This is a genomic window from Caulobacter soli, from assembly GCF_011045195.1.
GTDB lineage: Bacteria > Pseudomonadota > Alphaproteobacteria > Caulobacterales > Caulobacteraceae > Caulobacter > Caulobacter soli.
Genome location: NZ_CP049199.1, coordinates 3,240,593 through 3,254,887, shown reverse-complemented (window position 1 = coordinate 3,254,887; position 14,295 = coordinate 3,240,593). Strand labels below are relative to the sequence as shown.

General features: G+C 69.0%; 14 protein-coding genes. 6 read left to right on the top strand and 8 right to left on the bottom strand.

From position 1 onward, the window contains the following. Window positions 1-95: 95 nt before the first annotated feature. The 4 genes from G3M62_RS15205 to G3M62_RS15190 all read right to left on the bottom strand — a co-directional run bounded on the left by G3M62_RS15205 (window position 96) and on the right by G3M62_RS15190 (window position 5,336). Window positions 96-869, bottom strand: coding sequence for a FadR/GntR family transcriptional regulator (locus G3M62_RS15205; RefSeq protein ID WP_165188389.1), 774 nt, complete (start codon window positions 867-869; stop codon window positions 96-98). A 218-nt stretch (window positions 870-1,087) separates the two neighbouring features. After that, entirely contained in the window at window positions 1,088-2,662 is a 1,575-nt protein-coding gene (locus G3M62_RS15200) for a DHA2 family efflux MFS transporter permease subunit (RefSeq protein WP_165188388.1), read from the bottom strand. A gap of 35 nt (window positions 2,663-2,697) precedes the next feature. After that, complete coding sequence (locus G3M62_RS15195) at window positions 2,698-3,813, bottom strand: HlyD family secretion protein (RefSeq protein WP_165188386.1); 1,116 nt, start codon at window positions 3,811-3,813, stop codon at window positions 2,698-2,700. A 56-nt stretch (window positions 3,814-3,869) separates the two neighbouring features. Continuing rightward, window positions 3,870-5,336 (bottom strand): efflux transporter outer membrane subunit, encoded by a 1,467-nt coding sequence (locus G3M62_RS15190; RefSeq protein ID WP_246263285.1) that lies wholly within the window; start codon window positions 5,334-5,336, stop codon window positions 3,870-3,872. 98 nt (window positions 5,337-5,434) lie between these two features. Between G3M62_RS15190 and G3M62_RS15185 the strand changes: the two genes are divergently transcribed. The 3 genes from G3M62_RS15185 to G3M62_RS15175 all read left to right on the top strand — a co-directional run bounded on the left by G3M62_RS15185 (window position 5,435) and on the right by G3M62_RS15175 (window position 7,218). Then, window positions 5,435-6,061, top strand: coding sequence for a TetR/AcrR family transcriptional regulator (locus G3M62_RS15185; RefSeq protein WP_165188384.1), 627 nt, complete (start codon window positions 5,435-5,437; stop codon window positions 6,059-6,061). Between the two features lie 92 nt (window positions 6,062-6,153). Then, a complete protein-coding gene (gene upp, locus G3M62_RS15180; protein ID WP_165188382.1) occupies window positions 6,154-6,783 on the top strand; it encodes a uracil phosphoribosyltransferase in 630 nt (209 codons plus the stop codon). A gap of 54 nt (window positions 6,784-6,837) precedes the next feature. Next, window positions 6,838-7,218: a response regulator gene (locus G3M62_RS15175; protein ID WP_165188380.1), complete on the top strand. Its 381-nt coding sequence runs from the start codon at window positions 6,838-6,840 to the stop codon at window positions 7,216-7,218. Here the strand turns inward: G3M62_RS15175 and G3M62_RS15170 are convergent. After that, a complete protein-coding gene (locus tag G3M62_RS15170) occupies window positions 7,215-8,666 on the bottom strand; it encodes a M6 family metalloprotease domain-containing protein (RefSeq protein ID WP_165188377.1) in 1,452 nt (483 codons plus the stop codon). The genes G3M62_RS15175 and G3M62_RS15170 overlap by 4 nt on opposite strands. A gap of 86 nt (window positions 8,667-8,752) precedes the next feature. Then, the gene (locus G3M62_RS15165; RefSeq protein ID WP_165188375.1) at window positions 8,753-9,394 is read right to left on the bottom strand and encodes a hypothetical protein; all 642 of its coding nucleotides are present in this window, start codon (window positions 9,392-9,394) and stop codon (window positions 8,753-8,755) included. 160 nt (window positions 9,395-9,554) lie between these two features. Between G3M62_RS15165 and G3M62_RS15160 the strand changes: the two genes are divergently transcribed. Beyond that, a complete protein-coding gene (locus tag G3M62_RS15160) occupies window positions 9,555-10,073 on the top strand; it encodes a hypothetical protein (RefSeq protein WP_165188373.1) in 519 nt (172 codons plus the stop codon). Window positions 10,074-10,811: 738 nt separating this feature from the next. Here G3M62_RS15160 and G3M62_RS15155 read toward each other — a convergent pair. Together G3M62_RS15155 and G3M62_RS15150 are read right to left on the bottom strand one after the other, a co-directional pair. Continuing rightward, complete coding sequence (locus G3M62_RS15155; RefSeq protein WP_165188371.1) at window positions 10,812-11,768, bottom strand: KpsF/GutQ family sugar-phosphate isomerase; 957 nt, start codon at window positions 11,766-11,768, stop codon at window positions 10,812-10,814. Further along, the gene (locus tag G3M62_RS15150) at window positions 11,765-12,007 is read right to left on the bottom strand and encodes a hypothetical protein (protein ID WP_165188369.1); all 243 of its coding nucleotides are present in this window, start codon (window positions 12,005-12,007) and stop codon (window positions 11,765-11,767) included. Before G3M62_RS15150 ends, G3M62_RS15155 begins: the two co-directional genes overlap by 4 nt. A 133-nt stretch (window positions 12,008-12,140) precedes the next feature. On the opposite strand from G3M62_RS15150, the gene gpmA reads away from it, so the two are divergent. Beyond that, on the top strand, window positions 12,141-12,854 hold the full coding sequence (gene gpmA, locus G3M62_RS15145) for a 2,3-diphosphoglycerate-dependent phosphoglycerate mutase (RefSeq protein WP_165188367.1): 714 nt from the start codon (window positions 12,141-12,143) through the stop codon (window positions 12,852-12,854). Window positions 12,855-12,976: 122 nt separating this feature from the next. Beyond that, the gene (locus tag G3M62_RS15140; protein WP_165188365.1) at window positions 12,977-14,236 is read left to right on the top strand and encodes a pentapeptide repeat-containing protein; all 1,260 of its coding nucleotides are present in this window, start codon (window positions 12,977-12,979) and stop codon (window positions 14,234-14,236) included. Window positions 14,237-14,295: the final 59 nt, after the last annotated feature.

Sequence of the window (14,295 nt, the reverse complement as noted above, 5' to 3'; positions counted from 1 at the left end):
GTGGATGACTGGATAGGCTCAGCGCTTTTGGCGTCAGCCTCAAAGCCATTCCATCTGGGTCCCGGCTTTCGCCGGGATGAGCGGAGTTAGAGACCTTACTTCGCCGCGCTGGCGGCCCGCAGCGCGATCTCCTCGCGCTTGCTGGCGAGACGCTCCCGCGTCTGCTCCATGGCTTCCAGTTCGGCGGTCAGCAGCAGGTTCTCGATCAGGCCGCCCAGGTGGGTCTGCATGGCGGCGCGGGCGGCCTTGGGGTCGCGGGTGCGCAAGGACTCGATGATGTCGTGATGCTCGTCGTTCAGCGGCCGCTTGCGCACGTGCCGGGCCTTTTCCAGCATCTGCATGCACAGGCGCGACTTGTAGCGCAGGTCCCAGGTGTTCTCGACCACGCGGACGATGGCGCTGTTGCGGGTGGCCTGGGCGATGGTGATGTGGAACTGGCGGTCGGCCAGCTCGGACTGTTCCTTGGTCGACTTCTCGCTGTTCATCTCGGCGAGCAGGGTCTCCAGATAGGCCAGCTCCTCGTCGGTGATCAGGGTGGCGGCCAGGGCGGCGGCCTCGCCCTCGAACAGGCGGCGAGCCTCGGCCTGGTCGAAGGCCCCGATGTCCAGGTCGCGCGGCGGCGGCGGCGGCTGGCCCCCGGCGCGGACATAGACGCCCGAGCCCTGGCGGGCCTCCAGCAGGCCGCGCATCTCCAGCGCGATCACGGCGCGGCGGATGGTGGGACGGCTGACGCCGAACTCCTCGGCCAGGTCGCGCTCCGAGGCCAGCCGGGACCCCGGCTGATGACGGCCGTCGGCGATGGCCTGGCCGATGTCCGCGGCCACGCGCTGATAGAGGCGCAGGGGATTTGGTGCCGGCGTCGTGGTCATCGTGTCTCTTGGCCCTTTCGACAGCGCTATCCTAGGTCGCGTCGAGAGGGAAGGGTAGGGTGGCGCGCTCGAGCGGATCAATGTCCGGCGCGGTGCGTGGTCCTCGTCCTTCGACAAGCTCAGGATGAGGACCATTGCGAACGCCTGGCAGTCGAAAACCTCATCCTGAGCTTGTCGAAGGACGAGGTTTTCGCTCCCAAGATCGAGCGTCGCCTCCCTTAGTCCGCCGGGGGAGGCCCGCCGCTGCTCATCGCCTTGTTGGTCATCCAGACGCAGGGGATCAGCAGGACCGCCAGCCACGCCGAGGCGCGGAAGAAGTCGATGGTCGACAGCAGATAGGCCTGGTTGACCACCTGGCTGGTCACCGCGCCCACGGCCTGGGCGTGGCTCAGACCCACGGCCTGCAGGCGCTCGATGGCCGCCAGCCAGGTCGGGTCGTTCGAGGCCATGGTCTCGGCGAGGCGGTTCTGGTGCAGGCTCTCGCCCCGGTCCCAGATCGTGGTGGTCAGAGAGGCGGCGAAGCTGCCGGCGGTGATACGCGAGAAGTTCGACAGGCCCGAGGCCGACGGCAGTTGTTCGGGCCTGACGCCGTTCAGCGAGATGGTCACCATCGACAGGAAGAAGGTGCTCATGGCCACGCCCTGCACCAGCATCGGCCAGACCAGCGACTTGAAGTCGGCGTCGGAGTTGAAGCCCGAGCGCATGAAGAACGACAGGCCGAAGGCGGCCAGCGACAGGGTGGCGGCCCAGCGCGCGTCGACCTTCTGCATGATGCGGGCGGCGAACGGCGTCAGCAGCACGGCGACCACGCCGCTGGGGGCGGCGACCAGGCCGGCCCAGGTGGCGATGTAATGCATCTGGGTCTGCAGCCACAGCGGCTGCAGCAGGTTCGAGCCAAAGAACACCGCATAGCCCAGGCAGAAGGCCAGGGTGCCCAAGGCGAAGTTCTTGGACTTGAACAGCGACAGGTCGACGATCGGGTGCTTCTCATTCAGTTCCCAGATCACCCAGGCGATGAAGCCGACGATGGCCACCAGGGTCTCGACGACGATGGCCGGCGAGTTGAACCAGTCGGCGTCCTTGCCGGTGTCCAGCATCACCTGCAGCGCGCCGACCCAGACCAGCAGCAGCATGAAGCCGGTGGTGTCGATCGGCACCTTGCGGGTCGGGGTCTCGCGGTTGCTCATCCCGCGCCAGCACAGGAAGGCGCAGATCAGGCCGACGGGCACGTTGATCAGGAAGATCCACGGCCAGGCGATGTTGTCGGAGATGTAGCCGCCCAGGATCGGGCCGCAGATCGGCGCCACCAGGGTGGTCATCGACCAGATGGCCAGGGCCGTCCCCCGTTTGTGGGCGGGGAAGATCATGATCAGCAGGGCTTGCGAGCCCGGGATCATCGGGCCCGAGACCAGGCCCTGCAGGATGCGAAAGCCGATCAGCGACGGCAGGTTCCAGGACACGCCGCATAGGAACGAGGCCAGGGTGAACAGCAGCACCGAGACCACGAAGGTCTTGACCACGCCGTAGCGGCCCATCAGCCAGCCTGTCAGGGGCACCGACACGCCGTTGGCCACGGCGAACGAGGTGATCACCCAGGTGCCCTGGCTGGTGCTGACGCCCAGATTGCCCGCGATCGTGGGGATCGAGACGTTGGCGATGGTGCTGTCCAACACTTGCATGAAGGTGCCCAGCGCCAGGGCGATCGAGGTGACCGCCAGCATCATGCCGGCCATCGGCGCGGGGCCGGCGTGGGCGGGGGCTGCGGCGGCGGGGGAGGTTTCCTGGTCGGCCATGCGGCGCTTCCTTGGAGGGGCTTAAGGGGCGCGAACTACTTGGAGATGTCGATCGCGGCCTTCATCGACAGGCCCACGCGCAGCGGGTGTTCCTTCAGCTCGGCCGGATCCAGCTGGATGCGGACGGGCAGGCGCTGAACCACCTTGATCCAGTTGCCCGAGGCGTTCTGGGCGGGGATCAGCGAGAAGGCCGAACCGGTGCCGCCCGACAGGCCCTTCACGCGGCCGTGGAACTTCACGCCGCTGCCGTAGAGGTCGGAGGTCAGGGTCACCGGCTGGCCGATGCGGACCTTGTCCAGCTGCACTTCCTTGAAGTTGGCGTCGACATAGGCGTCGGTGGTCGGGACGACGGCCATCAGCGGCGCGCCGATCTGCACCTGTTGGCCGACCTGGACGTTCTTCTTGGACACCACGCCGGCCAGCGGGGCGCGCAGCACGGTGCGGTCCAGGCTCAGCTGGGCGCTGGCCAGACGGGCTTCGGCGGCGGCGATTTCCGGGTTCTTGTTGGCGGGCAGGCCCGAGATCAGGGCGGTGTTGACCTCGCGGCTGCCTTCGGCGGCGGTGCGGGTGGCCTTGGCCTGGGCCAGGGCCGCGCGGGCTTCGGCCACGGCCGACTGGGCGTTGGTGAACTGGCTCTGGGCGGTGGTCAGCTCTTCGCCGGAAACCGCGCCGGAGTCCGACAGGGCCTTGCGGCGCGACAGCTCGACCCGGGCCTGTTCCAGGCTGGCCTGGGCGCCGGTGACGGCGGCCGTGGCGCGGGCGATGTCGGCGTCGCGGGCGTCAACTTGCCCGGCCAGGGCGGTGTCGCTGGCGAAGTAGCCCTGCACCTTGCGCTGGGCCTGACCGAGCGCGGCCTGGGCGGACAGCACCGCGATCTTCGCGTCGGCGTCGTCGATCACCACCAGCGGCTGGCCGGCGGCGACGACCTGGGTCTCGGAGACCAGCACCTTGGCGACCGGTCCGCTGATCAACGGCGTCACCTGGGCCACCTCGGCCCCGACATAGGCGTTGTCGGTCTCGACACGGTGCGAGCCGATCAAGACGGCGTAGAGCACCCAGAGCACGAGGCCGATGACGACCACGACGGCGAGGCCGGTCAACAGCTGGCGGCGGTTGCCATTAGGTTTTGCGGTGGAGGCGGTGTCGGCCATGGCGGAAGGTCCTGAAGGCGCGAAAACGAGTGGGTGAGAATGGGGAAGGGCTGGGATCAGACCGGGGTGAAGCCGCCGCCCAGGGCGCGCACCAGGGCGACATCCAGGGTCAGGGCGCGGCTTTCCAGGTCGGCGACGATCCGGCGCTGCGACAGCACCGCCAGTTCGGCGATCAGCACGTTCTGATAGGTCGACAGGCCGCCCTTGTAGCGCAGCTTGGCGATGCGGAAGCCGTCCTCGTTGGCGGCCAGGGCGGCGCGGCTTTCGGTGAGGCGGGTGTCCAGGGCGCGCTCGCTGGCGGCCACGTCGGCCACGTCGCGCAGCGCCTGGGTGACGGCCGAGTCGTAGGCGGCCACGGCGCCGTCGCGGTCGGCCTCGGCGGCGTGGAGGTTCGCCCTGAGGCGGCCGCCCTCGAAGATCGGCAGGCTGACGGCCGGGCCGACGCTGCCGACGTCCGAACCGCTGTCGAACAGCTTGTCCAGGTGCAGGGCCTGCTGGCCGAACGAGGCGGCCAGGTTGATGTTGGGATAGAAGGCCGCCTTGGCCTCGCCGATCCGCTTCTGGCTGGCCTGGGCCCGCCACTTGGCGGCGACCACGTCGGGACGGCGACCGATCAGGTCGGCGGCGAGATTGGCGGGCAGGCCGAACGGCTTGAGCGTGGCGACCGAGGGGCGGGCGATGGCCAGGCCGCGATCGGGACCCGCGCCCAGGAGAGCGGCCAAGCCGTTGCGGGTCTGGGCGATCTGTTCGTCGATGGAGGCCAGCTCGGCGCGGGCGTTGGGCGGACCGGCCTCGGCCTGGCGCAGCTCACCGCGCGTATCGAGGCCATTGGTCACCCGGTCGCTGACGAGGGTCAGGGTTTCCTGGCGCAGGGCCACCGACCGCTCGGCCACGTCGCGCTCGGCGTAGAGGCGGGCCAGATCGGCGTAGGACGCGGCGACCGAGGTCGCCAGCATCAGCCGGGCCTGGGCGGCGTCGGCCTGGGCGGCCTTGGCTTCCGAGGTGGCGGCGGCGACGGCCGCGCGGTTCTTGCCCCAGAAGTCCAGCTCCCAGCTGAAGTCCAGGCCCACTTGGGCGTAGTCGTTATAACCCTGCGGCACGAAGTCGGCCGGGATGCCGTAGTTGTAGCTCTGCTTGGCGCGCTGGGCGCCGGCCTTGGCGTCGATCGACGGCAGCTCGGCGGCCTTGGCCTGGCGGGCCAGCGCCTGGGCGCGGCGCAGGCGGGCCTCGGCCTGGGCCAGGGTGGGCGAGCCGGCCAGGGCTTCATCGACCAGGCCGTTCAGCTGCGCGTCGCCATAGCCTTTCCACCAGGTGTCGGCCGGCCAGGCGGCGTCGGACGCGGCCAAGGTCTGGGCGGTGGCGTAGGCGTCGGGCGTCTTGGCGACCCGGGCCGGCGTCGCGGCCGGCATCGTCGCGCAGGCGCTGGTCAGCAGGGCGGCCAACAGGATCGAGACGGTGACGCCGACTTCGCGTGATCTCGGCGACTTGAAGGCGGTTGGCTTGTCCAGGGCGTTGGGAATCATCAGCGGCCGACCTTGAATTGACCGTACTGTACGGTCATATGGTGGCGCTGATATAGCCAACAGCTTGACGGGATCAAGGGGGCCCGAAGGAAAAGAAAATGATGCAGGACGTGAAGCCACGTCTCGACCGAGACGCCCGCCGCGAGGCTATCCTGGACGTCGCGAGCGACGTGTTCCTGGAAGAGGGCTACGCTAACGCCTCGATGTCGACGATCGCCGCCCGGCTCGGCGGGTCGAAAGGCACGCTCTATAACTACTTCAAGAACAAGGAAGAGCTGTTCGCCGCCTATGTGGTGCGTCACTGCGCCTGGCAGCGCGACGCCATGTTCGAGCTGTCGTCCGATCCGGGCGACATCCGCGAGGCCCTGATCAAGGTCGGGCGCACCTATCTGTCGATCGTGCTCAGCGACTTCAGCATGGCCAATTTCCGGGTGATCGTCGCCGAGGCCCAGCGCACGCCGGAGATCGGCCACGCGTTCTACGAGGCGGGCCCCAAGAGCGGATCGCGGATGCTGGGCGGGCTGCTGCAGCAGGCGATCGACGGCGGCCAGCTGGAGATCGAGAACCCCGTCCACGCCGCGCACCAGTTCATCGCCCTGTGCCAGAACCGCATGCTGAAGGCGCGGCTGTGCGAGGCCATGGCCGCGCCGACGCCCGAGGAGATCGACGCCGAGGTGCTGCCGGCGGTAAAGATGTTCCTCGCCGCCTACGGAACGAACCGCTAGGCGATTTCCGCTTGGCTGGAACGACTTAAGGCGGCACTTGGTCCGACGAGAGGGGCGCCGCCGGTTGGCGCCCGCAGGACGGAAGCTTGGCCATGCAAGGCGTCACCATCGTCGACCACCCCCTGGTCCGCCACAAGCTGACGCGGATGCGCGACAAGGAAACCTCGACCAAGACCTTCCGCGCCCTGATGCGCGAGACGGCGACGCTGCTCTGCTACGAGGTCACCCGCGCCCTGCCGACCCACACGGTGCGGATCGAGACGCCGGTGGGGCCGACCGAGGCCGAGGAGATCTCCGGCAAGAAGCTGGTCTTCGCCCCGATTCTGCGCGCCGGCCTGGGCATGGCCGAGGGCATGCTGGACCTGGTGCCCTCGGCGCGGGTGGCGCACATCGGCCTGTTCCGCGACCCGGCCTCGCTGGAGGCGGTCGAGTACTACTACAAGACCCCCGAAGACATCGCCGACCGCCTGGTCATCGTGGTCGACCCGATGCTGGCCACCGGCCACACGGCGGTGGCGGCCATCAACCTGCTCAAGCGCTCGGGCGTCAGCGACCTGCGCTTCGTCTGCCTGGTGGCCTCGGTCCAGGGCGTGGAGACCCTGCGCGCGGCCCATCCCGACGTGCCGATCTGGACGGCGGCGGTCGACGCCGAGCTGAACGATCACGGCTACATCGTGCCCGGTCTGGGCGACGCCGGTGACCGCACTTTCGGCACGCGTTGATGAAAGTCGAGCGGCGGTCTTCCGCTCGTTAAGCTTGGGCGTTAAGGCTTTCCGATGCCGTTCGCGCCGCCCCTGATCTTTGTCGCCGACGACGATCCCGCCACGCTGGAGCTGATCCAGATCTCGCTCGTGCAGGACGGGTTCGCCGTGCGCGCCTTCGGGTCGGTCGAGCTGGTCCTGGCGGCCCTGGCGCGCGAGACGCCCGTCCTGGTCTTGCTCGACGTGCGCATGCCCGGCCAGAGCGGCCTGGACGGCCTGAAGGCGATCAAGGATTCGCCCGCCGGCGCGACGCTGCCCGTCCTGATGCTGACCGGCGACGGGCGCCTGGATCGCATCGTCCAGGCCATGCAACTGGGCGCGGCCGGCTATGTGATGAAGCCGTTCGGGCCGCGCCAGCTGGCCGCCAAGGTGCGCGAGGCGTTGGCGGGGATCTAGCCGTCCAGCGTGACGTCGATCTTCATCTGGTCGTCGCCCGGCGTGCCGACCACCTTGATGCTGACCCCGGACCATTTCGACCGCGGCATGTTCAGCGCCGGCTTGGTCTTGCGGCCCAGCTCGGCGTTGCCCAGCGAGGGATAGAGGTCGTTGGAGTCGCCGCGATTGCCCTGGCCGAAGATCTTGGCCAGGTCGCGCCGGCCGTCGGCCTGCATCAGCTCGATGGCCAGGCGGCCCTCGTCGTTGACGTCCTCGACCGCCTCGTCGACCACATAGACCGCGATCCCCTGGTCGGGCAGGAAGGCGTCCTGGCTGCGCTTTCGCCGGTACTCGACCAGCAGATACTGGCTGTCGGTCATGAAGGCCGAGTTGCGGATCACCACCGGCGCGCCGCCCTCGGCCGCCGGCTTCAGCACCACGCCCTTAGTGGTTTCCTGGATGATCTCCGGCTCGACCCAGCCATGGAACATCCGCAGCATGCCGTTGGGATAGACCGGCGTCAGACCCGAATTGCCCCACGAGCCGGCGGCCATCAGGCAGTAGTTGCCAAGCCCGTTGGACTGGGTGCTCTGGGTGGCGCCGGTGTCGTAATAGTCGGCCCAGCGCGCGGCCAGGTGGCCCCATTCATGGGCGCAGACGCCCACGCGGCAATCCTCGGGCACGGTCAAATAGGTGCTGACCGACAGGCCGTGACCCACGTCGACGCCCTCGGGGATGATCCACTTGTGGCTCCAGATGTCGTTGCGGTCGCCGGTGGTCTCGGCCCCGCCGCCGGCGTGGATCACGAACAGCGCCGTGATCGTCCCTTCGCCCAGGGCGTCGAAGCCGGCGAAGTCGACGCCCGCGAACTTGGCGGCCAGCACCGCGTCGCGGGCCAGGGCCGGGGCGTTGCGCGGAAAGTTGTCGCTCATGCCCGAATTGCCGTCGGCGTAGAAGGTGATCGGGTTGGGCATCCGGAACCAGCCGTGCACCTCGCCGGTGACGTCTATGCCGGCGCCGTCTCCAGGGGGGCCTGGCTTCCAGCCGCTGACCTGCCGGTAGAAGTCGCGCATGCTGCCGGACGGGAAGGCCCCGACGCTGAACAGCATCTGCTCGTACATGCCGGGACTATGGTCGTCGCCGTGCGGGCGGTCGGGGAAGTCGACCAGCAGCACCATGGTGCGGACCTCGCCGGCCAGCTTCTTGGACGGCTGGTCGATCCGCAGCGGACCCTTCATGCCGCCCAGCCGCACTTCGCCGTCGTCGAGACCCACATTGTTCGGCCCGCGCCGGTTGGATCGCCAGACCTTGTAGAACGCCTCGAAGGTCATGTCCTTGTCGAGCCGGCCCTCGGCCAGCAGCGACAGGTACCGCGCGTAGAGCTGGGCGATCAGGCCCGGCGAGGCGGGCACCGCGCACTGCGCGCGCCGGCAGGCGCATCCGGAAAACGGCTTGAACGCATAGCGCATGGAACCCTCCGTGACGCCCGACGCGGCGGCAGAGTGTCCGAAAAGTGCATATCAGGCAAACTCAACCATGGAGATTATTATCGGCGCTAGAACGGCCACCAGCCGCGCCACCAGTTGACGACGCCGTTCCAGAAGGCGGTGAGACGGTCCATTGGACCGGGCGCGACCGGCGCCACGACCGGCTTGGGTGGCGGAGCGGGCACGAACCAGCTGGGGGCGGCTGGCGGGGCGCAGTTCATCCGCATGCCCACGCCCTTCAGATAGCCCCGGCGTATGGCGCCGGCCTGGATCGCCGCCTGCACCGCCTTGTCGTGGCGACTGGCGCCGGTCAGCTTGCGGATCCAGCCCCGGAAGGGCAGGGCGTGTTGGGTTGTGCTGCGGACCCCGCCCACGCCCGCGCCATAGGCGGCGTCGGCGACCTTCTTGCCGCGTGAGCGATCATCGGGCGGCGGGGCCTCGTCCAGGTCCGGACCCAGCACCGCGTCCAGCCGGCCGATCTCGCCGGCCACGCCCTCGCAGCGGTTCAGTCCGGTCACGTCGTACGGATCCTCGACCGCGCGCTGCAGCACGGCGGGAATGGCGGTCTGCTTGAGGTTCAGGTCCTCCAGCGGCGCGGCCACGGCGTCGCGGAAGGTGTCCTTCTGCTGCATCGTGCCCGGGTCGGCGGCGAGCGCCGGCTGAGCCAGCAACAGAGCGCAGATCGACAGCGGAAGGGGAGGGCGACGCATGCCCCGAGATCGCCTGTCCCGGCCGCGCCGCGCAAGCGGATTCAGGGCCTGGAAACGGGACGACACGGTAAAAATCCCCAAGGCCCGGCGGGTAAAGCCTGATTGTGAGAAACAGGCCGTTTCCGGATGCTTCGTCGCCTCGATCCCGGGAAACAGATCCATGAACCTCAAGATCATCGCCGTCACCCTGCTGCTGGGCGCGAGCCTCCCGCTGGCGTCGGCCCACGCCCAGACCGCGTCGCCCGCCGCGACCGCCGATCCGGATAAGCTGACCGCCGCCGACCTGGAAGACCTGCGCACCGAAATCCGCTCGTCCAAGAAGCAGTTGGTCGCGGCGACTCTGACGCTGAGCGACGCCGAAGCCACCCGGTTCTGGCCCGTCTACGACCAGTACGCCGCCGAGGTCGCCAAGGTCCGGGAGGGGCAGACGACCCTGATCGCCGACTATGTGAACACCTACGGCAAGTACGACGACAAGGCCGCGACCGACTACATCACCCGCTGGCTGGACCTGGACACCAAGACGACGGCCCTGCGCGCCAAGTACGTGCCGATCGTCGGCAAGGTGCTGCCGGGGATCAAGGCTGCGTCGTTCTTCCAGGTCGATCGCCGCATCAGCATGGCCCTGGACCTGAAGGTGGCCTTGGAGCTGCCGGTTTTGCAGCTTCAGGGGCAGTAGGGCATCAAGCGAGCTTGTCCCTCCCCCTCGTGGGGAGGGTGGCGGCGAAGCCGACGGGTGGGGGCCGGTGCAGGGTGGCGGACGGGAGATGGGACTGCTGACTCATCAAACCCCACCCGACCCTGGCGCTGCCAGGGCCACCCTCCCCACGAGGGGGAGGGAAGGGCGTTAGGGGGATAGAGCTCTCCCTATCCCCGCGAACGGCCGATCGAACTTCAGCCAATTCAACGCCCTGCAAGAAAATCAGCGTCACATCCGCCGCCGCGCTCAAACCCCGCCCATACTTGATCTCGCCCTGTCGCAGGGGAGGACGTCCGGCCGGCGACCTCGACGTGCGGCGGGGGCGGTCGAGCGGGAAGCGTCCGTCGGCCGGTTGCGCGGGGCCCATCGGGTCGGTCGGCGGAGCGTGGGGGCCCTGGATGGGGCCTCGGGCGGTCCGGACCGGACGGCGGGAACACCCCCCACGGAGCCGAACGGCGAAATGCGGCAGGCATGGGCTGAAATCGCCCATGCGGTCCGGACGGGGTTTAGCCGCCCCTCCGCCCGCCGGGGGCCTCCATCGGAGCGGGTTAAAAATCCGCGATCCGAAGGCTCTCGAGCACAGGCCGCGCGGAGCGCCCGTGACGTGTCGAAACGGTCTTCTGCAAAAATTCTACACCGGGCGCGCCCCGGACGCTCCGCCGCCTCCCCAGCCCGCCGGGTCATTCCGGCGGAAGCGCGCCGACGCGCGCCTTTCCCTCAGATCACCCCGGCCCGCAGCAGGTCGTGAACATGCAGGATGCCGACCGGGCGACCCTGATCGACGACGAACAGCACGGTGATGCGTCGCTCGTTCATGATCTTCAGCGCCTCGGCCGCCAGGGCGCCGGGCGTGATGGTCAGCGGAGCACGGGTCATGACCTCGCCGGCGACGTGGCTCATCAGCCCGTCCATGTGGCGGCGCAGGTCGCCGTCGGTGATCAGGCCGCTCAGCGCGCCGTCCGGGGCGACCACCCCGACCGCGCCGAAGCGTTTCTCGCTCATCACCAGCAGCGCCTCGGCCATGGGGGCGTCTTCGCGGGTCAGGGGCAGTTCGCCCTCGCCATGCATCAGGTCGCCGACCGTGCGCAGCATGGCGCCCAGCTTGCCGCCCGGGTGGAAGACGCGGAAGTCGCTGGCGGTGAAGCCGCGCCGCTCCAGCAGCGCCACGGCCAGGGCGTCGCCCACGGCCATCTGCAGGGTGGTCGAGGTGGTCGGGGCGTTGACCTCGGCCGTCGCCTCGGGCGCGTCGGGCAGCAGCAGCAGGATGTCGGCGGCCCGGCCCAGCTGACTGTCGGCGACGGCGGTGATGGCGATCAGCGGGATCGAGAAGCGCTTGGCGTAGGCCAGGCTGTCGGACAGCTCGCGCGCTTCGCCCGACTTCGACAGGGCCAGCACCACGTCGCCCTGGCCGATCATGCCCAGGTCGCCGTGGCTGGCCTCGGCGGCGTGCACGAACATGGCCGGCGAGCCGGTCGAGGCCAGGGTGGCGGCGATCTTGCGGGCGACGTGGCCCGACTTGCCGATCCCGGTGCAGACGACCCGGCCCTTGGCGTCGAACAGGGCCTCGACGGCGCGGACGAACGAATCGTCGAGCAGCGACGACAGCTGCGTCAGGGCCTCGGCCTCGGCGTTCAGGACCCGCTGGCCGACGGCGATCGCGTCGAAAGCGCTCATGGGGCGGCCGACGCCGCGGCGCGGGCCTCGCTCACCTGTTCGCGGGCCTGCTGTTCGTTCTTGGCCGCGGCGTCCTTCTCGCGCTGGATCTTGACCCGCATTTCCGGCGTCTGCTGGATCGGGACCGAGCCGAACGGCCCGGGCGAACGCGCGCCGTAACCCTGCGGCCAGACGAGCGAAAGCGCGATCAGGCCAAGGCCGATGAGCGCCAGGAAGGGCATGAGAATGCGATCGGGCATGGCCTGCCTATAGCACGGCCCCGGGAGGAGAGAAGGGAGAGAGAGGGGCGGAAGAGGAGCGGAAGCGGGGCGGGGGCGCTTGACGCCGAGGCGGTCGGGGCTTAGCCCGCCCTGCGACACATTAGGAGGTCCGATGCCCGTTCTCGTCCTGCTCCGCCACGGCCAGAGCCAATGGAATCTGGAAAACCGCTTCACCGGCTGGGTCGATGTCGACCTGACCGCCGAGGGCGAGGCCCAGGCCCGCAAGGGCGGCGAACTGATCAAGGCCGCAGGCATCGACTTCGACGAGGCCTTCACCTCGGTCCAGACCCGCGCCATCCGCACCTGCAACCTGGCGCTGGACGCCGCCGCCCAGAGCTTCGTGCCGGTGACCAAGGACTGGCGCCTGAACGAGCGCCACTACGGCGGCCTGACCGGGCTGAACAAGGCCGAGACCGCCGAGAAGCACGGCGAGGAGCAGGTCACGATCTGGCGCCGGTCCTACGACATTCCGCCGCCGGAACTGGCCCCGGGCGGCGAGTACGACTTCAGCAAGGACCGCCGCTACGCCGGCAAGGACCTGCCGGCCACCGAAAGCCTGAAGACCACCCTGGTGCGCGTGCTGCCTTACTGGGAAACGGCGATCGCCCCCAAGCTGGCGGCCGGCGAGACGATCCTCGTGGCCGCCCACGGCAATTCGCTGCGGGCCATCGTCAAGCACCTGTTCAACGTGCCCGACGCCGACATCGTCCATGTCGAGATCCCCACCGGCAATCCGCTGGTCATCGACCTGGACGGCGCCCTGAAGCCAACCGGCGCGCGCTACCTTGACGAGAGCCGGGCGCAGCCCCTGCCGGCGGCGCGCTGACACGGTCTTGGGACGGTCGGCAAACCGACGCTCGATCGTCCCGAACTGTTTGGAAACGCAGCGTTAATGCGGCAGCGCGCATTGTAGAGATCTAGCCCTTCGGGGAGTCGATACGAGCAGTCATGAGCGCCCCTCCCGCGGCAGGCCAAGAGCACAAGCGCCTGACGCAGCACGATGTCGACGTGATCTGCGCCAAGCACGACCGTCTTTGGTCGGCTAGGCTGGGCGGGGCGCGCGCCGTCTTCGCCTTCTGTGATCTTTCCGGCCTGTCGGTGACCGGCCGCAATCTGTGCGACGCCGACTTCACCGGGGCCCTGATGGTCGGCTGCGACATGCGCCGCGCCAAGCTCGACAACGCCACCATGTACGGCGCCGACATGCAGGGCTCGGACCTGACCGACGCCTCCATGCGGCGCTGCGACCTGCGCGGCTCCAGCCTGCGTGGCGCCAACCTGACCGGGGCCGACCTGTTCGAGGCCGACCTGCGCGAGGGCCAGATCGCCGCCGCCGACCGCAAGGAAGGCTATCGCCTGATCGAACCGGTCCAGCGCGAAGCCCACGCCACCGGCGCCATCCTGGCCGGGGCCAACCTGGAACGCTCGCGCCTGTCGGGCATCATCGCCACCAAGGCCGACTTCAGCGACGCGATCCTCAAGGACGCCAAGCTGGTCCGCGCCAATCTCAAGCAGGCCAATTTCAATGGCGCCAACCTGGCGGGGGCCGACCTGTCGGGCGCCAACCTGGTCGGGGCAGACCTGCGCAACGCCGTACTGGTCGGCGCCAAGACGATGTCCTGGAACATCAACGACACCAACATGGACGGGGCCCTGACCGACAAGGCTTCGGGCAAGGACGTGTCCGAGATGCCCTACGAGCAGATGATCTCCGACCACGCCAAGTGGTGCGAGACGGGCGGCGCCGAGGGCAAGCCGTCGGTGTTCGACAAGGCCGATCTGCGTAACCTCAAATCCGTACGCGGCTTCAACCTGACGGCCTTGTCGGCCAAGGGCGCGGTGTTCTACGGGCTGGACATGGAAAGCGTGCAGATGCAGGGCGCGCAGCTGGAAGGCGCCGACCTGCGCTCCTGCAACCTGCGCCGGGCCGACCTGCGCGGGGCGCGGTTGAAGGGCGCCAAGCTGGCCGGGTCGGACCTGCGCGAGGCTCAACTGGGTCCGCTGCTGATCGGTCGCGATCGCCTGCTGCCCAGCGACCTGACCGGAGCCCTGCTGACCAACGCCGACCTGGCCCGCGCCGATCTACGCCAAGCCTGTCTGAGCGGCGCCGACCTGTCGCGCGCCAACTTCACCAACGCCCTGCTCAAGGACGTCGACGTGACCGGCGCCATCCGTCTGGGCGCCCGCGGCCTGGACGACGTGATCTAGCGCGCCATAGCGCTAACCGAGAATTTTCAGGCAAACTTTCGTAAAAGTTGCGACAAAAC